The sequence below is a fragment of the Nocardia sp. NPDC058518 genome (genome assembly GCF_042719655.1).
Classification (GTDB): domain Bacteria; phylum Actinomycetota; class Actinomycetes; order Mycobacteriales; family Mycobacteriaceae; genus Nocardia.
The window spans coordinates 1-18,929 of record NZ_JBHXNJ010000015.1 but is presented as its reverse complement, the minus strand read 5'-3'; the positions used below and the strand labels follow the sequence as shown (position 1 = coordinate 18,929).

General features: G+C 68.7%; 18 protein-coding genes and 2 pseudogenes. 10 read left to right on the top strand and 10 right to left on the bottom strand.

Annotated features, from left to right (window positions below):
* Positions 1-2: 2 nt before the first annotated feature.
* Both ACFWPX_RS23705 and ACFWPX_RS23700 read right to left on the bottom strand, forming a co-directional pair.
* Complete coding sequence (locus ACFWPX_RS23705) at positions 3-638, bottom strand: LysE family translocator (protein WP_378929122.1); 636 nt, start codon at positions 636-638, stop codon at positions 3-5.
* 59 nt (positions 639-697) lie between these two features.
* A complete protein-coding gene (locus ACFWPX_RS23700) occupies positions 698-1,273 on the bottom strand; it encodes a TetR/AcrR family transcriptional regulator (RefSeq protein ID WP_378929121.1) in 576 nt (191 codons plus the stop codon).
* 99 nt (positions 1,274-1,372) lie between these two features.
* On the opposite strand from ACFWPX_RS23700, the gene ACFWPX_RS23695 reads away from it, so the two are divergent.
* The 6 genes from ACFWPX_RS23695 to ACFWPX_RS23670 all read left to right on the top strand — a co-directional run bounded on the left by ACFWPX_RS23695 (position 1,373) and on the right by ACFWPX_RS23670 (position 8,279).
* Positions 1,373-2,338, top strand: a complete 966-nt coding sequence (locus ACFWPX_RS23695; RefSeq protein ID WP_378929119.1) for a zinc-binding alcohol dehydrogenase family protein — start codon at positions 1,373-1,375, stop codon at positions 2,336-2,338.
* A gap of 149 nt (positions 2,339-2,487) precedes the next feature.
* The gene (locus ACFWPX_RS23690) at positions 2,488-3,159 is read left to right on the top strand and encodes an HD domain-containing protein (protein WP_378913022.1); all 672 of its coding nucleotides are present in this window, start codon (positions 2,488-2,490) and stop codon (positions 3,157-3,159) included.
* Positions 3,160-3,220: 61 nt separating this feature from the next.
* Complete coding sequence (locus tag ACFWPX_RS23685) at positions 3,221-3,844, top strand: alpha-ketoglutarate-dependent dioxygenase AlkB (protein ID WP_378913023.1); 624 nt, start codon at positions 3,221-3,223, stop codon at positions 3,842-3,844.
* Positions 3,845-3,923: 79 nt separating this feature from the next.
* Positions 3,924-5,117, top strand: coding sequence for a serpin family protein (locus ACFWPX_RS23680; protein WP_378929118.1), 1,194 nt, complete (start codon positions 3,924-3,926; stop codon positions 5,115-5,117).
* A gap of 111 nt (positions 5,118-5,228) precedes the next feature.
* Entirely contained in the window at positions 5,229-7,421 is a 2,193-nt protein-coding gene (locus ACFWPX_RS23675; protein WP_378929117.1) for an NERD domain-containing protein, read from the top strand.
* 195 nt (positions 7,422-7,616) lie between these two features.
* Positions 7,617-8,279 carry a hypothetical protein gene (locus tag ACFWPX_RS23670; RefSeq protein WP_378913026.1) on the top strand — a complete coding sequence of 221 codons (663 nt, stop codon included), beginning with the start codon at positions 7,617-7,619 and terminating at the stop codon, positions 8,277-8,279.
* A 70-nt stretch (positions 8,280-8,349) separates the two neighbouring features.
* Here ACFWPX_RS23670 and ACFWPX_RS23665 read toward each other — a convergent pair whose 3' ends face one another.
* The 4 genes from ACFWPX_RS23665 to ACFWPX_RS23650 form a co-directional block, all read right to left on the bottom strand.
* Positions 8,350-8,616 carry a YciI family protein gene (locus tag ACFWPX_RS23665; RefSeq protein WP_378913027.1) on the bottom strand — a complete coding sequence of 89 codons (267 nt, stop codon included), beginning with the start codon at positions 8,614-8,616 and terminating at the stop codon, positions 8,350-8,352.
* Positions 8,617-8,618: 2 nt separating this feature from the next.
* The gene (nusB, locus tag ACFWPX_RS23660; RefSeq protein WP_378913028.1) at positions 8,619-9,137 is read right to left on the bottom strand and encodes a transcription antitermination factor NusB; all 519 of its coding nucleotides are present in this window, start codon (positions 9,135-9,137) and stop codon (positions 8,619-8,621) included.
* A 2-nt stretch (positions 9,138-9,139) separates the two neighbouring features.
* A complete protein-coding gene (gene efp, locus ACFWPX_RS23655) occupies positions 9,140-9,703 on the bottom strand; it encodes an elongation factor P (protein WP_067452307.1) in 564 nt (187 codons plus the stop codon).
* A gap of 64 nt (positions 9,704-9,767) precedes the next feature.
* Positions 9,768-10,889 (bottom strand): M24 family metallopeptidase, encoded by a 1,122-nt coding sequence (locus ACFWPX_RS23650; RefSeq protein WP_378929116.1) that lies wholly within the window; start codon positions 10,887-10,889, stop codon positions 9,768-9,770.
* A 160-nt stretch (positions 10,890-11,049) separates the two neighbouring features.
* On the opposite strand from ACFWPX_RS23650, the gene ACFWPX_RS23645 reads away from it, so the two are divergent.
* The 4 genes and pseudogenes from ACFWPX_RS23645 to aroB all read left to right on the top strand — a co-directional run bounded on the left by ACFWPX_RS23645 (position 11,050) and on the right by aroB (position 15,480).
* Complete coding sequence (locus tag ACFWPX_RS23645; protein WP_378929115.1) at positions 11,050-11,523, top strand: prepilin peptidase; 474 nt, start codon at positions 11,050-11,052, stop codon at positions 11,521-11,523.
* Positions 11,524-11,705: 182 nt separating this feature from the next.
* A complete protein-coding gene (gene aroC, locus ACFWPX_RS23640) occupies positions 11,706-12,914 on the top strand; it encodes a chorismate synthase (protein WP_378929114.1) in 1,209 nt (402 codons plus the stop codon).
* A gap of 98 nt (positions 12,915-13,012) precedes the next feature.
* Positions 13,013-13,516: pseudogene (locus ACFWPX_RS23635) on the top strand (shikimate kinase); the annotation flags it as partial.
* A gap of 845 nt (positions 13,517-14,361) precedes the next feature.
* Entirely contained in the window at positions 14,362-15,480 is a 1,119-nt protein-coding gene (aroB, locus tag ACFWPX_RS23630) for a 3-dehydroquinate synthase (protein WP_378913031.1), read from the top strand.
* A gap of 66 nt (positions 15,481-15,546) precedes the next feature.
* Here aroB and ACFWPX_RS23625 read toward each other — a convergent pair whose 3' ends face one another.
* The 4 genes and pseudogenes from ACFWPX_RS23625 to ruvX all read right to left on the bottom strand — a co-directional run.
* Entirely contained in the window at positions 15,547-15,990 is a 444-nt protein-coding gene (locus tag ACFWPX_RS23625; RefSeq protein WP_378929113.1) for a B-4DMT family transporter, read from the bottom strand.
* A gap of 76 nt (positions 15,991-16,066) precedes the next feature.
* On the bottom strand, positions 16,067-16,879 hold the full coding sequence (locus tag ACFWPX_RS23620) for a shikimate dehydrogenase (RefSeq protein ID WP_378929112.1): 813 nt from the start codon (positions 16,877-16,879) through the stop codon (positions 16,067-16,069).
* Positions 16,872-18,407: an endolytic transglycosylase MltG gene (mltG, locus tag ACFWPX_RS23615; protein WP_378913034.1), complete on the bottom strand. Its 1,536-nt coding sequence runs from the start codon at positions 18,405-18,407 to the stop codon at positions 16,872-16,874. The genes ACFWPX_RS23620 and mltG overlap by 8 nt, the downstream gene beginning before the upstream one ends.
* Positions 18,404-18,929 (bottom strand): annotated as a pseudogene (gene ruvX / locus ACFWPX_RS23610) (Holliday junction resolvase RuvX); the annotation flags it as partial. The pseudogene ruvX and the gene mltG, both read right to left, overlap by 4 nt.

The window sequence follows — 18,929 nt, the reverse complement described above, 5'->3', positions numbered from 1 at the left end:
CGTCAGCCGGTCCCGGACAGCGCCATCCCCGCCCCGACTCCGATGATCATCAGCCCGCCGGTGCTGCCGACAGTTTCCAGTCGACGCGGAGAACGCACGAACCACGAACGCGCCGTCGCCGCGAGCAGCGCCCAGCAACCATCCGACAGCGCTTGGATCGTCAGGAAGATCGCGCCGAGGATCAGCAACTGCGCGGGCAGCCCACCTTCGGCCGGAACCGCGAACTGCGGAAGGACCGCGCCGAAGAACACGATCGTCTTGGGGTTGGTCGCGCCGACGATGAATCCCTGCCTGAGCACCCGACTTCCACCGATACTCGGGGCTTTCGATTGCAAGGCCGCCGCCAGCTCCTTCCGCTGCCGGATCGTCGCGATGCCCAGATAGATCAGATACCCGGCTCCGACGATCTTCACGAGCAGGAACAACGTCGCCGAGGCCATCAAAATCGCACCCAAGCCCACCGACACCGCGACCAAGGGTACGAACGATCCAGCGACGGCACCCGCGACCGACAGCACAGCGGACCGGCGCCCCAGCGTCAGTGCTCGACCGATCGCGAACAGCACGTTCGGACCTGGAATCACGATGATGATCAGGGAGGCAACGGCGAAGGCCGCGGCATTCGACAGCGGAACCATCTGTCGAAGCGTAGCCGCCGTCGATCGTGCGCCGCGGCGGAATCCGGTGACGCTGCGGCTCAGGGAGCGCGCAGCACCGAACGGACCAATTCCGCTATGCCCGAGCGTAAACGGTCGACCTCCCCCGCCCTGGCCAGTTGCTGAGCGAGTTCCCCGCCGACCGTCGAAAGCAACAGCGCGCCAACGGTGTCGGCGTCGATGTCGGGGCGGGCCTCGCGTAAGAGGGTGCTGATGTGCTGTGCCCAGAAGGTGTGGAATTCGGCGCTGCGGGGATGTGGCGGCATCGCCTGGTAGGCCGCGATCAGTTCCACGTCGTCGGTGACCAGGCTCGTCATGGCGTCGAAGAAGGCGAGTAGCCGGTCGGTCGCCGGTGCGCCCGGCCCCAGGGGCGGTGGGCCGCTCGAGACCGCCGACATCAGCCCGGCCGCACCCTCGGCGACGAGCTCGTAGAGCAGGCCCGCGCGGCTGCCGAACCGGTGGAAGATGGTGCCCTTCCCGACGCCTGCCGCTGCCGCCACCCGATCCATCGTCACCCCGGCCGCGCCGTGTTCGGCCAGCAGCGCGGCGGTGGCGTCGAGGATCGCTCGACGGTTGCGCGCGGCATCGGCGCGTTCGGTGGGACGTCGGTCGGTCATCGCACCCGCTTTCTCGGCACCCGCCGATCCGTTGACAAGTTGACCGACGGTCCATATCGTTCGAGATATCTGGACCGACAGTCAACTTATGGAGTTCTGATGCAGGCAATCGTAATGACAGAGACGGGCGTACCCGAGGTCCTGGTGGCACGGGAGGTCGGCGAACCTCGTCCGGGCGACGGGCAGGTCGCCGTCCGAGCGGAGGTTGTGCCGGTGCTGTACCCGGAGACCAAGGTCCGGGCAGGTGCGTTCCCCTTCCCCGCGCCGCTGCCCGAGGTCTTCGGGTTCCAGGCAGCGGGCACTGTTGTCGACATCGGCGCGGGCGTTGATCGGGGATTGCTCGGCGCACGGGTGGTCGCGTCGACCAACGGCTTCGGTTCCTACGCCGAACTCGTTGTCGCCGAAGCCGATTCGGTGACGGTGATCCCGGACGGGCTGACCACCGAGCACGCCGCCGCGATCCTGATGCCGGGGTCGGTGGCACTGGCGCTGATGCAGACCGCGGCCGTCGCCGCGGGCGCGACCGTCCTGATCGAAGCGGCAGCCACCGGTGTCGGCGGCTGCCTCACCCAGCTGTGCGCCGCCGCGGGCGTGCGCGTCATCGGCACCGCGGGCGGGGCACAGAAAGCCTGCCTCGCTCGCGCCAACGGTGCGCACGAGGTGCTCGACCACACCGCGCCCGACTGGGCGAACCAGCTCGCCGACCTGCTCGCAGGCGGCACGGTCGATGTCGTGTTCGATTCCATCGGGGGCGATTCACTGACACCGCTGCTCGACTCGATCACGCCACTGCGCGGCCGGATTCTCAGCTACGGCTGGCTCGACGGCGCACCCGCGCAGCTGGGCGTCACCGATCTGATCCTGCGTGGGCTCACGCTCACCGGCTGCGCGGGCACCGCCTGGCTCGGCGAAGTCGCGCGGCAGCGATCGGCGGCTCTGACGGCTTCGGCGCAGGGCCTGCTGACACCTGTGGTCCACTCGGTTCTCCCCCTCGCCGGCGCCGCGGACGCGCACCGAATGCTGGAAGACCGGGTCGCGTTCGGCACCGTTCTGTTGCGTCCGTGACGAATCCGGCGGCCGCGACACACTAAGAAGGCGCTTCTGTGTGCTCGATTCCCACCAACCTTCAGCCTAATTGAAACTTGGGTTATGCTTCAACCATCCTGAAGGTTGGTGGACGTCACGCAACCGGGCACACCGAAGGAGCAAACCCCATGTCGCAGACAACATCCGGCATCGACTCGCTGGCACTACCGTCCACGCCACTCGCGAACGAAACCCACCGGCTGATCGCCGACGCCCTCGAAATGCCGGTGTGTCATCACAGCATTCGCGGGTTCCTGTTCGGGCGCGCCCACGCCGCCGCCAAGGGCTTGCGGCCCGGCACGGACTACGACGAGGAGCTCATGTTCCTCATCTGCGCGCTGCACGATATCGGCCTGTCCGAACGTGCCAACGGCACACAGCGATTCGAGGTGGACGGCGCGGATTTCGCGGCCGAGTTCCTCGAAGCGCAGGGTGTCCACGATGAGCGCGTGGACATCATCTGGGACGCCATCGCCGCACACACGACCGGTCTCAGCGACTCACCCGTGTACCGCCGACGGCGACCCGCCGCCATCTGGATCGCGGTCACCGGCATCGGTCTCGACGTGGCCGGCGGCCCCGGCGACCTACCCCCCGGCTTCGCGGACCTGGTCCACGCCACCTATCCGCGCCTCGGCGGCACGCGCGCCCTCACCGACGCCATCGAACGCCAGGCGGTCGCCGACCCGCGCAAGGCACCACCTGGCTCACTGCCGGGCGAGATCCTCCGGCTGCGTCATCCGGAGTTGGTGCCCTACTCCTGGGACATGATTCTCGATGCGAGCGGCTGGCAGGACTGATCCGACGCAAGATCGCACCGCTTATCGAACATACATTCGAACACGTTGTAGACTGGCGCTCATGTCGCTGCCCCTGCAAGGTTCACTGTTCGACGGTGATGCGATTGCCCTGGGTTCGATCGAGGCGATCCGGCGCACCCCACTCGACGCGACCAGCTGGGTCGATGCGCTGCCCGGCTGGCTGAGCGGCGCGAGTCAGCTGTTCGACCGGCTGGCCGAGCGCGTTCCCTGGCATGCCGAACGCAGGCCGATGTACGACCGGGTGGTCGACGTGCCGCGGCTGGTGTCGTTCTTCGGGGAGAACGATCCGCTGCCGGATCACATTCTGGTCGAAGCGCGCGCGGCGCTGACCGCGCATTACGCGGCCGAGCTCGGTGAACCGTTCCGGACGGCCGGGCTGTGTTTCTATCGCGACGGCCGCGACAGCGTCGCCTGGCACGGGGACACGATCGGCCGCGGCGCCACCCACGACACGATGGTCGCGATCGTGTCGGTCGGGGCGCCGCGTTCGCTGCTGCTGCGCCCGCGCGGTGGGGGTGCCAGCGTGCGGTTCACGGTGGGGCACGGGGATCTGCTGGTGATGGGTGGGGCGTGTCAACGCACCTGGGAGCACGCGGTTCCCAAGACCGCACGCCCCGTCGGACCCCGCATCAGCATCCAGTTCCGCCCACGCGGCGTCCGGTGAGCCGTTTTGCCGCGTTGAGCAATACTTACGGATTTCGCTGACGTGGCGGATTGTCGGTGGCTGGTCGTAGGATCCGGGGATGGGGAGTTCACTTTCGCCGCATGCGCGGGCGTCGAATGCGTTGACGGGGCGGTGGTGCGCGACGTTCGGGGGCGAGGACGCGGTGGTGTCGGGGGCGGGGCTGTGGCCGTTGCTGGCAGTGCTGGCCGGGGCGGCGTCCGGGCGGTCGCGGGACGAACTCGCTGCGGTGGTGGGGATTCCAGCCGAGCAGGCGCATGCGGCCGGGCTGGATATGCTGAAATCGCTGGATACTTCGCGGGAGGTGTCGACGGCGATCGGGGCATGGGTTCGGCCGGAGCTGACCTTGCGCGAGGAATGGGTTCGCAGTATGCCCGCGGGGACGGTCGGTGAGCTGGGCGATCCGGCGGCACTCGATGCGTGGGCACAGGAGCAGACCCGGGGGTTGATCAAGAAGTTTCCGGTGCCGATCACCCCGGATACCGTCCTCGCGCTGGCCACCGCCCTGCTGGCACGCACTCGCTGGGTGAGTCCGTTCGACGAGATCCTCTACACACCGGAAACCGGTCCGTGGCAGGGACATCGGGGACCAGGCCTGTACCGGACGAACCATCCCGACGGCAGTGTGTCGGTACTCGGCGACGACGTCACCCGCGTGATCGTCACGGGCAAAGGCGAACTCGATGTGCATCTGCTGATCGGAGCGGATCCGCGCCACGGTGTCGCCGTCGGCCTCGCGGCGCTGGACGGGGCCGTTGATGTGCGAACAGAACTGCCGGTCGGCACAACAGCGCCCTGCCTGTCGGTGAGCCGACAGGAGACCTACGGCGGCGGCGATTCCGTCGTGCTGAAGCTGCCGCCGTTCGAAGTCGAGAACGAACACGACCTCACCCGCCATGCGGCACTGTTCGGGCTGCACACCGCGATGAACAATCCCGGTTCCCATTTCGCCGGACTCGCCGATGATCCGCTCGCACTGGACGCCGCGGGCCAGAATGTCATGGCGCGCTTCGACGCCGCAGGCTTCGAAGCGGCCGCAGTGACGGCCGTGGCGATATGCCCGGGCGGCATGCCGCAGAAGACATGGTCGACGATCACGTCGGTGAACATCGACCGGCCCTTCGGATTTCTCGCGGTGGATCGGCCGACCGGACTGGTCTTGGTGGCAGGTCAGGTCACGAAGCCGCCGGTGGAGTGGGTCCGGCCGGTCGGCGAGGCGCCCGCGCGGGGTCCGAGCCCGGGGCCGCCGTGGTGAGATCGGTAATCGACATTGCCGAAGACGTTGCTCAGCAACAGGATTCGGTTTCGATACGGCTGGTGGAGGCCGTATCCTGGTAGAAGTCCGCAGTCAGGTGCACAGGGGGTCGTGGTGATCGTCGTTGTCGCGGACGAGAGCGAACTCGAAGGCGCCGAGCAGATCGTCGGCGCTGCCCTCCGTGACCAGGCGTTTCAGGCGGGCGGCGTCGCCGTGTTCCGCTGCCATGTGCCGGAGAGCCGGGGCGGGTCGGTCGAGGTCGACGCGCTGGTGTGCACACCGCAGAGCGTGACCATCGTGGAGGTGAAGGGGTTCACCGCCCGCCAGGAAGGCACCCTCGCCACCCCGCCGAACGGGCCGTGGACCATCGACGGCGAACCGGCCGCGCTCTATCACGCCGTCCGGGTACCGAACCCGTTCGTCCAGGTGCGCCGGCAGGTGTTCGCCGCCAAGAGCTTGCTGCAGCAGTCCGGGATCTTCGGCTGGGTGAACGCGGTGATCGCGCTGGTCTCCCAGCCCGGTGCCGAGATCACCATCGAGGAAAGCAGAATCGCCGACGGGTACCGTGCGGTGCTGATCGATCGTGATGACGTCGGCGCACTGCACGACTACTTCCAGGCGGAGAGCGGGCGCACTGTCCGGCTCAGTGTCGATGACGTCACCCGGGTGTTCGCCGCGCTGAACCTGGGCCATCTGCTGCCCGCCCCCGATGCGCTGATGGCACAGGGTTTTCCGGCCGTTCTCGACCCGGCGACCACGTCCCGGCCCGCTGCGCCGACCGCCGTGGAGCTCGACTCTCCTTCGGAGACAGAAGAGTCCGCCACCGCAGCGAATTCGGCTGCGGCGCCGGTCAGTTCGACGCGGGTCACCCCAGCGGCAACGCCCGCTTTTCTCGCCGCGATCGACAGGCTCGCCCATCGAGCCCCTACGTCGGCTCACCCCGAGGAGTCAGCGACACCGACCCGTTCCGAAGAAGCGGCGCAATCCCCGTCTCCGAGCGAAGAATTCACCGACACGCAGGCCGAGGAGTCGAACGAGGTGGCGGCATCTGCCCCAGCGGTCGAACAGCCGACGCCCGAATCCGCTGAACCTGCGACGAACGAGGCTCCCGCTGCCGAAGTTACCGAGGAAGATCTGTCACCTGACGAGCACCCTGAGCGCGAGACGGCCGGAGAGGACACGACCTCGCACAGCGAAAGTGTTGTCTCGCTGAGTAAGTCCGTCGCTCGAACCGAATCAGGCGCGACCGTTGATCCGGTGGTCGATGGCACCGAACACACTGCGAGTGAGAGTTCGGAGCACCGGCACGAACCCACACCGGACGACGAGATTGCCGCCACGGGCACCCCGGTCGGCGCCGACGCAGGTCCGAAGGTCGGCTCGGGTCCCGCGGTGGGCGCAGCGGTCGGCACCGCTGCCGCACTGGGTGCCGCTGCCGCCGTCGGTACCGCAAGGTCGACCGGCCGGACCGGATCGTGGAGTACCCCCTCGACAGCGAGCGGCACCACCGCCGTCGCGCCCTCGTACCATTCGGCGGAACCGGAAGCGCCCCAGAAGAACCCGGAGCACTGGTCCGATTGGGTTGAAAGTGACCGGACTCCGCGGCAACCGACGCTGTCGGAGAGGTGGCGGTCGTGGCGTCGGGGGAACGGTCCGTCGCTGATCGAACAGTGGCACAATCGCCCCGTTCGGGAGCGCAGCGCACCGAGGCGGGGCCTGCGCGTGGGGCCCGGTGTCGCGTTGGTGCTGTTCATCGCGCTGTTCGGGGCCGGGTTCTTCGCGATCACGGCGGTGCAGGCGAGCCGATTCGAGATGTCGGACTTCGACCGGATGTGTGGCGAGGACAAGAAACCGTTCCCGAATGCCGCACCCTATCAGCGCGACGGCGCACGGCCGATCTATCTGTCCGGTGAACTCACGACCATGGTCCATCCGGACGATCCGACCGCGTGGAACCCGGACGACCCGTCGACCGTGCAGCTCATCGCCTGCATGAAGCAGCTGGAACTGCGCGAGCTCGTCCAGACCTGCCAGTACGGTCCTTCCTCCGGCGCACCGATTGGGCGCACCGTCAACCTCTTCCGCGCGACCTACGAGGTCGCCGTCTACGAACTCCACACCGGACGCGAGGTCGCCAAGGCGACCATGCTCGGCGAACGATATTCCGCCGACCCGTCGAATACCGATCAGGATCGTTGCCGAGCCGCCGCCGACGCCCCCGACTACCTCGGCCGCCGCCTCGGCCAACCTTCGACAGCCCAGCTCACCGGCTTCCTCGCCCCGTTGGTCCACTCTCCCCGCTGAACCACTTGACCTCGAGCGCACTCGAGGTAGCAAGATCACCTCGTGCCCAGCGCACACCCGACACCGCGCCTACCCAGCGCCGGTCGCGCCTCCGCCGGTTTCCTCGTACACCCATCGGCGGAGGCCGTCGGGATCACATCCGCGCTCCACCGCCGTGATGTGCGAGTTCGATTGCGGCAGTGGCAAGCTGGCGGGGTGGAACAGCCGAACGTCCCGCAGGGGCACCAGACCGGGCAACCGCCGCCGGGGCCGAACGATCAGTGGCGACCGCCCCGCGGTCGTCGTAAACGGCCGGGCTATCGGGAGCAACAGGCGCGCCATGCGCGCTTGTTCGGCGGCAAACGTAAGTGGGTTCTCCTCGCGCTGGCGGCGATCGTGCCGATCAGCGCCGTCGGCTTGGTGGCCTGGAGTCTGATCTCGCCGCCATCGGATACGGAGCGGACCGGCGATTGCGGGTACTACACCGATCCGACACGAGGTGGCTGGGACTTCCATCGACGGGCATGTACCGACTCCGACGCGGTGCTGATCATCACCAGCGCGTGGAGTACGCAGAAATGCGCGACGGGTGACATGGATTTCTCCCGGAGTCACCGGAAGTACACCAGCAGCCCGATGAAGCACCTGTGCACTCACCTCAACGCGAAAGTCGGTGAGTGTGTCAACGATCCGGGCAACGTCAACCTCCATCTCCACCGCATGCGCAAAATTCCCTGTGGCGCAGGGGCATTCGAGGTCAATACTCGTGTCGAAGTCACTGACCCGAACGTCTGCAACGCAGCAAGCAAGCAGTTTCGCGAGACGAAAGCGGTGACCCACACCTCGCCGGCGGTCTCGTTCTGCCTGCACAAGATCTAGCCGACCAGGCGAGCCCCACAGACACAACAGCCGCACGTTCGCAATGAACGTGCGGCTGTGACAACGGGATTCACGCCGAGACGGTGATTTCCCATTCGTGGATCGTCAGGTCCGACGCGCCGGTGATGTGCAGCGGATCGGTGTGCACCAGCGCTGTTGCGGCAGCATGGCTTTCGGCCAGCACAACGTAGGCACCACCGGTGCCGTCGGTGAAGCCGCCGCTTTCCTGGAGTCGGCCTTGCACGAGCAGCTCCTGCAGGAAGGTGCGGTGCGGTTCGATCACCGAGGCGTCGAACTTCGGGGTGCGCATGGCCATCACGAGGTACTTGCGCGCCACGGTCAGGACTCCGCCTCGCCGCGCGCGGCCTTCGTGGCGGCCGTGGCTGCCGCGGCGGCGCGAACCTGCGGTGCCACCTGCACGACCTGGCCGAGCACGCCGTTCACGAACGACGGGGAGTCATCGGTGGACAGTTCCTTGGCCAGCTCGACGGCCTCGTCGACCGCGACGACCGGGGGGACGTCGGTGGCGTGGAACAGTTCCCACACCGCGATCCGCAGGATGGCCCGGTCGACGGCGGGCAGCCGCTGCAGGGTCCAGTCCTGGAGGTAGCCCTCGATGGTGCCGTCGACCCGGTCGAGGTCGTCGGCGACGCCCTCGACGAGGGTGGTGGTGTAGGCGTGCACGGGGGCCACGCTCTGGTCGCGGGTCGCGAGCTCAGCGCGATCCGAGAGCAGCACGGAGACGTCGACATCGCGCGCCTCCGCCTCGAACAGCAGGTCCACGGCCCGGCGGCGCGCCTTGTGACGCGCGCCGAGCTTCTTGAACGAGCCCTTCTTGTCTGCCGGGGAGTCGGTCACGATCAGCCGTTGACGCGGCCGAGGTAGCTGCCGTCGCGCGAGTCGATTTTCAGCTTGTCACCGGTGTTGATGAACAGCGGGACGGCCACCTCGGCGCCGGTTTCCAGGGTGGCGGGCTTGGTGCCACCGGTGGAACGGTCGCCCTGCAGACCGATGTCGGTGTGCTGCACAACCAGCTCGATGGTGACGGGGAGCTCCACGAACAGCGGCGCGTCCTCGTGCACGGCGACCTGCACGCCCATGTTCTCCAGCAGGAAGCGGGCACCGTCACCGATGGTGGCCTCCGGGATGGAGATCTGGTCGTAGGTGTCACCGTCCATGAAGATGTAGTCGGTACCGTCGTGGTACAGGTAGGTCATGTCGCGACGGTCGACGGTCGCGGTCTCGACCTTGACACCCGCGTTGAAGGTCTTGTCGACGACCTTGCCGGACACGACGTTCTTCAGCTTGGTCCGCACGAACGCGGGGCCTTTGCCCGGCTTCACGTGCTGGAATTCGATGATCTGCTGGAGCTGACCGTCGATCTTCAGCACAAGGCCGTTCTTGAAGTCGCTGGTGTCCGCCACTGTCCTCGGATCTCCTCGTTCGTATTACTGCGTACTGGGGGTTACTGCGTTCTGCGCGCCGACGTCAGTCGACGACGATCAAGTCCTTGCTGGTGCGGGTGAGCAGTTCCGGGCCCGCTTCGCGTACTACGAGCGTGTCCTCGATCCGGACCCCGCCGCGGCCGGGAAGGTATACACCAGGTTCGACGGTCACCGCCACACCAGCGAGAAGTGTACCGGTACTCGTTTTCGCCACTCCGGGTGCTTCATGGATCTGCAGCCCGACGCCGTGACCGAGACCGTGCACGAACTGCGGGCCGTACCCCGCCGCTTCGATGATCATCCGGGCCGCCGCGTCGACCTCGCTGGTCTGCGCGCCCGGTTTGAGCGCCTCGGTTCCCGCGCGTTGCGACCGGGCGACCAGTTCGTAGATCTCCCGCTGCCAGTCGGCGGGGGTACCCAGCATCAGCGTGCGGGTCATATCGGAGTGGTAGCCGTTGACCACCGCGCCGAAATCGAACTTCACGAAGTCGCCGGTGGCCAGGACGGCGCCGGTCGGGCGATGATGCGGGATCGCCGAATTGGCTCCCGCCGCGACGATCGTCTCGAAGGAGATCGCCTCGGCACCGTGTTCGAACATCGCCCATTCGAGGTCGCGGGCAACCTGTCGTTCGGTGCGGCCCGGACGCAGCAGGCCGCGCTCGAGCAGGGTGGCAAGGCCCGCGTCGGCGGCCGCGCAGGCCGCGCTCAACTGGTCGACCTCGTAGGGGTCTTTGACCATGCGCAACTGTTCGACCAGGCCCGAGGTGGGGACGAGCTGCAGTCCGGTGCGCAGTTCCCGGAACGCGGAGTGCTGATCGACGGTCACCACATGGCTTTCGAAGCCGACGCGGCCCAGCTGCCATTCCCCGGTCAGCTCGAGTATGCGGCGCGCGGTGGCCCGGCAGATCTCGGCCTGCAAGTCGGGGACCTGTTCGGCCACCTGGGCGGAGTACCGGCCGTCGGTGCCGATGATGGTGCGGTCCTCGGCGCCGCGCATATCCCACGAATGCACCAGCACAACGGCATTGGATCCGGTGAAGCCGGTCAGGTAGCGGATGTTGACCAAATCGGTCACCAGCAACGCGTCGACACCGTTTTCCACCAGCAGGCTCCGCAGGGCACCGCGCCGGGCCGCGTAATCGGGAGCCGTGTAGTCAGCACACATGGGTCAACGCTACCGCTCAACGGGCGACACGTCGGCACGCGATGCTCCGGATTTCGTGTCGGTAGGCAATTGGATACGGCTTTGTTCACATACGCGGAAGTTGTCCACATTCTCGGGTACAGCCCACTTTCGGCCGTCGCGGCGCAGCACGATCGAACCCATGACCACTGCCGCGTTCTGTTGCCTCATCGCCTGGTGCCTGCTGCTCGGCGTCATCGATATTCATGCCCGTCGTCTTCCCAACGCGCTGACCGGCGCCGGTGCCGTCGCGGTGTTCGTGTTCGCCCTGTCGACAGGGGAATTGGCGACCGCGGTGATCGGTGCCGCGCTGTTGACGATGCCGTACCTGGTCGCCCATCTGCTCTCCCCCGCCGCACTCGGGGCCGGTGATGTGAAGCTCGCGGTGGCGCTCGGGGCCGCCGCGGCGATCGCCGGGCCACCTGCCTGGGTGTGGGCCGCGGTGGCCGCACCGCTGCTCACCGCCGCGGTCGCGGTGCTGATGCTCGGCGGTGATCGACTGCGGCTGGTGCTCGGACGTGGTTCACGCCAGGTGCGTGCCGCACCGTCTCGACGGTTGGTTCCGCATGGTCCGGCCATGTGCCTGGCCACGGTGACCGCGATGGCGTTGGCATGACCGGCGGTGCGACGCGCCGAGACGATCCCGGTGACGGGGTTTTGTCGGCCGCCCGGAGCAGGCCGGTTCGGCCGGATCAGGGCGGCGGTCGCCACCGCGCGGCCCGGCGCGGGGGCCACGTGCCGCTCGTCACGTCGGCCCGCATTCCCGGCTACACGTGTCGACATGGGAAGATGGTCGGCGTGTTGCGCTGGATAACTGCCGGAGAATCCCATGGTCCCGCTCTCGTCGCCCTCCTGGAAGGGATGGTCGCCGGAGTCGAGGTGACATCGGACGATGTCTCCGCACAGCTCGCCCGCCGCCGGCTCGGTTACGGGCGCGGCGCCCGGATGAAGTTCGAGGCCGACAAGGTCACCCTGGTCGGCGGCGTGCGCCACGGCCGCACCATGGGTGGTCCGATCGCGATCGAGATCGCCAACTCCGAGTGGCCCAAGTGGACCGAAGTGATGTCGGCCGATCCGATCGACGAGACCGAGCTCGCGGGAATGGCGCGCAACGCGCCGCTGACCCGCCCGCGCCCCGGGCACGCCGATTACTCCGGCATGCTCAAGTACGGCTTCGACGACGCCCGCCCGGTGCTCGAGCGGGCCAGCGCCCGTGAGACCGCGGCCCGCGTCGCCGCCGGAACCTTCGCGCGCAACTTCCTGCGTCAGGCCTTCGGCGTCGAGGTCATCTCGCATGTGGTGTCGATCGGTACCGCGGCCAACACCACCGGTGTCACGCCGGGTCCGGCCGATCTCGACGCGATCGATGCCAGCCCCGTGCGCGCGTTCGACGCCGACGCCGAGGCGGCCATGATCGCCGAGATCGAAGCGGCGAAGAAGGACGGTGACACCCTCGGCGGTGTCGTCGAGGTGATCGTGGACGGGCTGCCCGTCGGGCTCGGCTCGTTCGTCAGCGGCGAGCAGCGCCTCGATTCGCGCCTGGCCGCCGCCCTCATGGGTATCCAGGCGATCAAGGGTGTCGAGGTAGGCGACGGGTTCGAGACCGCGCGCCGACGCGGCAGCCTGGCCCACGACGAGATGCGTCCCGGCCCCGACGGTGTGCTGCGCTCGACCAACCGCGCCGGTGGCCTCGAAGGTGGCATGACCAACGGCGAAGCACTGCGGGTGCGTGCCGCGATGAAGCCGATCTCCACCGTGCCGCGCGCGCTGGCCACGGTCGACATGTCCAGCGGCGAAGAGGCCGTCGCCATCCACCAGCGCTCCGACGTGTGCGCGGTCCCCGCGGCGGCCGTCGTCGCGGAATCGATGGTGGCACTGGTGCTGGCGCAGGCCGCGCTGGAGAAGTTCGGCGGTGACTCGATCGCCGAGACCGTCGACAACATCACCAGTTACGTCAAGCGGATCGGCAGCCGCCCACACGTGCCCGCGGACAGCCGTATCCCGTGACCGCGCAGGGGCAGGAGGGGACCGCGCCGGAGAGCGACGCGGACCCCTCACCGGCGACCGTCGAGCCCGGTGCTCCTGACACCGGCACCGACGACCGGATCGCACCGCTGGCACGGGTGGTGCTGGTCGGGCTGCCCGGCTCGGGGAAGTCGACGATCGGGCGCAAGCTGGCCAGGGAACTCGGGGTGGCGCTCTACGACACCGACGCGGGGATCGAGGCCGATACCGGGCGCACCATTCCCGATATCTTCGCCACCGACGGTGAGGTGGAGTTCCGCCGGATCGAAGAAGAGGTGGTGCGCCGCGCCGTGCTCTCCCACGACGGTGTGGTCTCCCTCGGCGGCGGATCGGTGCTGTCCGAGCGGACCAGGGATCTGCTGCGTGACGCGACGGTCGTCTACCTGGAAATCAGTGTGTCCGAAGGGGTTCGGCGCACCGGCGCGAGCAATACGCGCCCGCTGCTCAACGGTGTCGACCCCGCCGCCAAGTACCGGGATCTGATGCGCGAGCGTCGCCCGCTCTACCGCGAGATCGCTACCGTGCGCGTGCGCACCGACGGACGAAGTCCGGGTCGGGTGGTGCGGATGATCTTGGCCAAGCTCGGCCTGGAATCGGTGCGCACCGACCTCGACGCCACCCGCTCGAACACCGGAAATGTCACCGCGGCTTCGGGTTCGGTCACCAGCAGGCCCGGCACCGGGAGCAACCGGTCCAAGAACCGGCGACGGGCCAGAGCACGCGCCGCCGCCGCGCGCCGAGGCAACACCGAACAGACGGGCGTGGTGGCGACCGAGCGTCGCGCCAGCGTCGAAGACCGGAACCGTTCGGCGGCAACACAATCCGCGGCCGACGGGGCCACGGTCGAGGAAACCACCGGTACCGCTCGCACCACCGGTGCGGCGCAGAGCGAGTCGCGCACGGCAGGCAGTCGGCGGTCCCGGCGTACCAGGTCACGCCGGGGAGGCGCACGCATCCGGTCGGCGACCACTGCTACCGCCCGCGATACGGACAGCTCGTCGGGTGCCGGGTCCACGAACCAGGAAGGCCGTGCGGGCAACGCCGAGAACCAGTCGGGCACCCGCGACGCCGCCGGGGGTCGGGCGGGCAGCCGCCATGCCGCTGGTAGCCGGGTAGGCGGGCGCAATACGGTCTCGGGCGCCCCGGCGAGCAGTCGCAGCGTCGGCCGAGGCAGGCGGGCAGCCAGCCGCGAAGCCGGCGCACCGGGGCGGGTGGGCAACCGTGGTGGCGAGCCTGCGCAACCCTCGGGCTCGGCGACGTCGGACCCGAAGGAGCCCCGGACCGGGGCCTCGCAACAGGTTCAGCGGGCCGGGCCACCCGGTGACGCGGAACGCGCAACGAGTACCAACGAACGCAGGCGACGCGGACAGCCGCGGCGGCGTAGCGGGCGACGTAATAACAATGACCAGAAAGAATCGGAGCAGCGCACGTGACAGAGCCGTCCATCATTGAGGTTCGCACCGCCGACCCGTACCCGGTGATCATCGGCCGCGGGCTGCTCGGCGATCTCGTCGAGGCGGTCAACGCGGGCAATGCCGTGCGGACCGTGGCGATCTTCCATCAGCCGCCGCTCGCCGAAACCGCCGAAGCGGTGCGTAAAGCACTGGCCGACACCGGGATCGACGCGCATCGCATCGAGATCCCCGACGCCGAGGACGGCAAGGAACTGGCCGTGGCCGGGTTCTGCTGGGAGGTGCTCGGCCGGATCGGGCTGACCCGCAACGACGCCATCGTGAGCCTGGGCGGTGGCGCCGCCACCGACCTGGCCGGCTTCGTGGCCGCCACCTGGATGCGTGGCGTGCGCATCGTGCACGTGCCGACCACGCTGCTGGCGATGGTGGACGCGGCGGTCGGCGGCAAGACCGGCATCAATACCGAGGCGGGCAAGAACCTCGTCGGCAGCTTCCACGAACCCAGCGCCGTGCTGGTCGACCTCGCGACCCTGGAAACGGTGCCGCGCAACGAGATCGTGGCGGGTATGGCCGAGATCATCAAGGCCGGTTTCATCGCCGACCCGGTGATCCTCGATCTCATCGAAGCCGACCCCGAGGCCGCCCTCGATCCCACCGGTGACGTGCTGCCCGAGCTGATCCGCCGCGCCATCCAGGTCAAAGCCGATGTGGTCGCCGCCGACCTCAAGGAATCGAACCTGCGCGAGATCCTGAACTACGGCCACACCCTCGGCCATGCGGTGGAGCGCCGCGAGCGCTACCGCTGGCGTCACGGCGCCGCGGTGTCCGTCGGCCTGGTCTTCGCCGCCGAACTCGGCCGCCTCGCCGGGCGGCTCGACGACGCCACGGCCGATCGGCACCGCACCATCCTGGAAAGCGTCGGCCTGCCCGTCACCTACGACGGCGATGCCCTCCCCCACCTGCTGGACGCCATGCAAACCGACAAGAAGACCCGTTCCGGTGTCCTGCGTTTCGTGATCCTGGACGGGCTGGCCAAGCCCGGCCGCCTCGAAGGCCCCGACCCGTCCCTGCTGGCCGCCGCCTACTCGGCCATCGCCCGCGACACCACCCCTGGCACGTCGCCGATCATGCTCTGACTCGCACACCGCCGGACGGTCACTCCTCAGCGCATGCCGGGGAGTGCCGGTCCTGGTACGGCCCGCTCAGCTCGCGGTGGCGAATCCTGGTTCCATTGCGGGGGCAGCGGATTCGCTCGAGCGCCGAGACCGGGTATGGCCGAAGGCCACACCGGCCATCGAGGGCAGGAAGACCAGCAGCAGGATGAACGACGCCGCCGAGGTCATTTCGTAGAGGATCCCGACATCGCCGAGTTCGATTCCGGGCACCTGATCGAGGACCCAGCACACTGCCGAGCTGGCCAGGCCCGCGCCGAAACCGGCGGCCAGCCAGCGGACCGTCAGGCCGTCGGCGCCCGTGCGGCCGTCCCGTACGCCCCAGACGACGGCCACCGCGATGATCGCGAGCAGGCAGGCCGCACGCCAGAAAGTGCCGTAGGTGGGCCAGGAGGCCATGGCGAAGCCCAGCAAGACGCGGAGAGCGACAACCAGCGCGGCGAGGACGGTGGCTCGTAACACCCAAGCGGTCATGGGCAACACCTTAGCGGGAGAAAACTAGAACCGGTATCAATTCTGCGGATCGGGCGATCATCGACGCAACCGCCGATCACTGTCCCGCCAGCGCGGCCACCATCGCGGCGCGCGGCGCCGGCTGCCCGGTGAACAGCTCGACCTGCCCATATGCCTGGTTCAGCAGCATCTGCAGCCCGCTGACCACCGTGTGCCCGGCGGCCTCGACCGCCGTTGCCAGCGGGGTCGGCCACGGGTTGTAGATGGCGTCGAGCACGACCGGTGCCACGGCTACCGCCGGGGCGATCGCCGCGGCCGCCTCGGCGGGCACGGTACTGACCACCGCACCGGCCGACGCACACGCCGCGCGCACCCGCTCCGCGTCGAGCGGCACGACGGTGGCGCGCAGACCGAGTCGATCGGCCAATTCCAGCGCGCTACGCGCCCGCCCGGCATCGCGGGCGATCACGGTGACCGTCTTCGCCCCGAGTTCCGACAGCGCCAGCAAGGCGGGCCTTGCCGTTCCACCGGCCCCGAGCACGACGGCCTCGTCGAGCGAACAGACCCCACCACCACGCAACGCACCGAGCACGCCGTCGACATCGGTGCAGTCCGCCCGCCACCCGCCATCGGTGCGCACGAGGGTGTTGGCCGAGCCGACCAGCACCGCGCGTTCGGTGCGCTCGACCGCCACCGCCAGCGCCGCTTCCTTGCCCGGCATGGTCACCGACAGCCCGACCCATTCCGGCCCGAGCCCGTCGACCAGGCCGGGCAACTGCTCGGCCGAGCACTCGATGCGCTCATAGCTCCAGGGCAATCCGAGCGCCCGATAGGCCGCCAGGTGCAGTTGTGGCGAACGCGAGTGCTCGATCGGCTTGCCGAGCACCGCCGCCTTGCGCACCTCAGCCACCGTAGGGCCGCGAGCTGTCGAGGATGCCGCTGCGCTGGGCCTGCGTGACCAGCCGCAGATGCTCCGAGTAGGAGTCGGTGAACTTCGTCGTGCCCTGCTTGTCGACGGTGACGAAGTACAGCCACGCCCCCGGCTCCGGGTTCTCCATGGCGCGCAGCGCGCCCACGGACGGAGCGGCGATCGGCGTCTTGGGCAGGCCTTCCATCGCATAGGTGTTCCAGGGAGTTTCCCTGGCCCGGTCGGCGTCGGTGGTCGCCACTTCGGTGGTGTCGAGCGCGTAGTTCACCGTGGAGTCGAACTGCAGCATCTGACCGACCCGCAGCCGGTTCACGATCACCCGTGCCACCTTGCCCATATCCTGCGGTTTCGCCTCACGTTCGACCAGCGAGGCGGCGACGAGCGTCTCGTACGGCGACAGCTTCGTGTCGGCACCCGACTGGAGCAGGCCGGTGCCTTCGTAGGCCTGCACGCTCGCGGTCACCATCTGCCGCAGGATCTGTTCCGGTGTGCCGCTCGGATCGAAATCCCAAGTCCCGGCGGCGATGAGGCCTTCCAGCTGCCGTGTCCGGTCGGGGCAGTCCTTGACCGCCTGCGTCGCCCATGCGGGCACGCCGAGTGCGGTCAGGTCCATACTCGCGCCCGCGGCGTCGAGCTGTTCGTAGGTCACGCATTTGCGCTCGGGGCCGACGCAGCTGGCCTCGGCGATCTTGCGGTAGATGCCGTCGTATCGACCACCGGTGGTCGCGTCGTGCTTGTCGTGCAGCAGCCGGCCCTCGGAGATGATCACATTGCCGACCCGGGACTTCCCGCCCACCAGCGCGGTGACAGCGTCGACGGCCGGACTCTTCGCACCGACCGCGTAGAAACCGGGCTGGACGCTGTTCATACCCGAATTGCGCACGGCTGCTTCGTAGAAGGCTTCGGAGCTGGCGACCACGCCCTTGCCGTGCATCTCATCGGCGATCTGCGTCGCGGTGTCGCCGGAGTGCACCTGAACCACCACGGGGGCACCGGGCGGGCCCGCGAAATCCTCGGCGGGGGTGAGGCTGCCCATCAGTTTGTACCCGGCGAAACCCGCGGCGGAGACGAACAGCACCACGAACACCGCGGCGACGGCCCACATATTGCGGCGGCGCCGTTTGCGCTCGGCCGCCTTGCGTGAGGCGATCCGCGATCGTTTGCCGCGTCCCGACGGGCGAGCGCGGCCGCGGTCGGACCCAGCCGCACGACCACGTTCGGACGCTGACGCGCGGCCGGACTGCGCCGCGCGCTGCCCGACCCGGCGCGGCGGGGGCGCCGGTTCGGGTTCGGGCTCCGGCTCAGGGGCGGGCTCGTCGTAGATCTCGTCCTCGTAGCGCGGGATGACGTCTGTGCCGTCTTCGTCGTCCCACCCGGCGGGCCCGGCCTGCCGCGGCTGGTCTTCGCGCACCTCGCGCGCGTCCAGGCCCCAATCATCGCGGCGGGGGTAGCGCCGATCAGCTTCCCGTGCCCGGTAGCGTTCCTCGGCCCTGGTCCATCGGTCGGTCATGCATCGTCTCCGACCCTCGCCGTATCTGCTGCGTCCTTCAACACCGAACTCCGCTCGTCCAACCATCCTTGCAGAATCGACACGGCTGCCGCCTGGTCGATCATCTGCCGCTGGCCACGTGCGCGAACTCCACTGTCGCGCAGCGCACGTGCAGCAGATACCGTAGTCAAACGTTCGTCGGAAAGGCGTATCGGAATCGGGTCGATCACCCGGCGCAACTGCTTGGCAAACTTGCGCGCGATGGCGGCCGCTGTGCCGTTTTCGCCGCGCAGGGTACGTGGCAGGCCGATGATAACCTCGACCGCTTCGTATTCCCGCACAATGTCGGCAATTCTTGCGATGTCGGCGGGTGGACCCCCCGCGCGCCCACCGGACTTGGCGCGCGCGACAGTCTCGACGGGGGTCGCGAGAATGCCGTCGGGGGGGGGTGGACCGTACCCCCAGCGCGCCCGACACCACGCCGTGGGGGAACCGCCGGCCCCCCCACCGGGGGGGGGGGGGGGCGGGGCGGCTGGGGGGTAC

Coding starts and splice junctions, on each gene's coding strand:
- ACFWPX_RS23705 (WP_378929122.1), bottom strand. CDS start 638: ATGGTTCCGCTGTCGAATGCCGCGGCCTTCGCCGTTGCCTCCCTGATC.
- ACFWPX_RS23700 (WP_378929121.1), bottom strand. CDS start 1,273: ATGACCGACCGACGTCCCACCGAACGCGCCGATGCCGCGCGCAACCGT.
- ACFWPX_RS23695 (WP_378929119.1), top strand. CDS start 1,373: ATGCAGGCAATCGTAATGACAGAGACGGGCGTACCCGAGGTCCTGGTG.
- ACFWPX_RS23690 (WP_378913022.1), top strand. CDS start 2,488: ATGTCGCAGACAACATCCGGCATCGACTCGCTGGCACTACCGTCCACG.
- ACFWPX_RS23685 (WP_378913023.1), top strand. CDS start 3,221: ATGTCGCTGCCCCTGCAAGGTTCACTGTTCGACGGTGATGCGATTGCC.
- ACFWPX_RS23680 (WP_378929118.1), top strand. CDS start 3,924: ATGGGGAGTTCACTTTCGCCGCATGCGCGGGCGTCGAATGCGTTGACG.
- ACFWPX_RS23650 (WP_378929116.1), bottom strand. CDS start 10,889: ATGTGTGCTGACTACACGGCTCCCGATTACGCGGCCCGGCGCGGTGCC.
- ACFWPX_RS23645 (WP_378929115.1), top strand. CDS start 11,050: ATGACCACTGCCGCGTTCTGTTGCCTCATCGCCTGGTGCCTGCTGCTC.
- ACFWPX_RS23625 (WP_378929113.1), bottom strand. CDS start 15,990: ATGACCGCTTGGGTGTTACGAGCCACCGTCCTCGCCGCGCTGGTTGTC.
- mltG (WP_378913034.1), bottom strand. CDS start 18,407: ATGACCGACCGATGGACCAGGGCCGAGGAACGCTACCGGGCACGGGAA.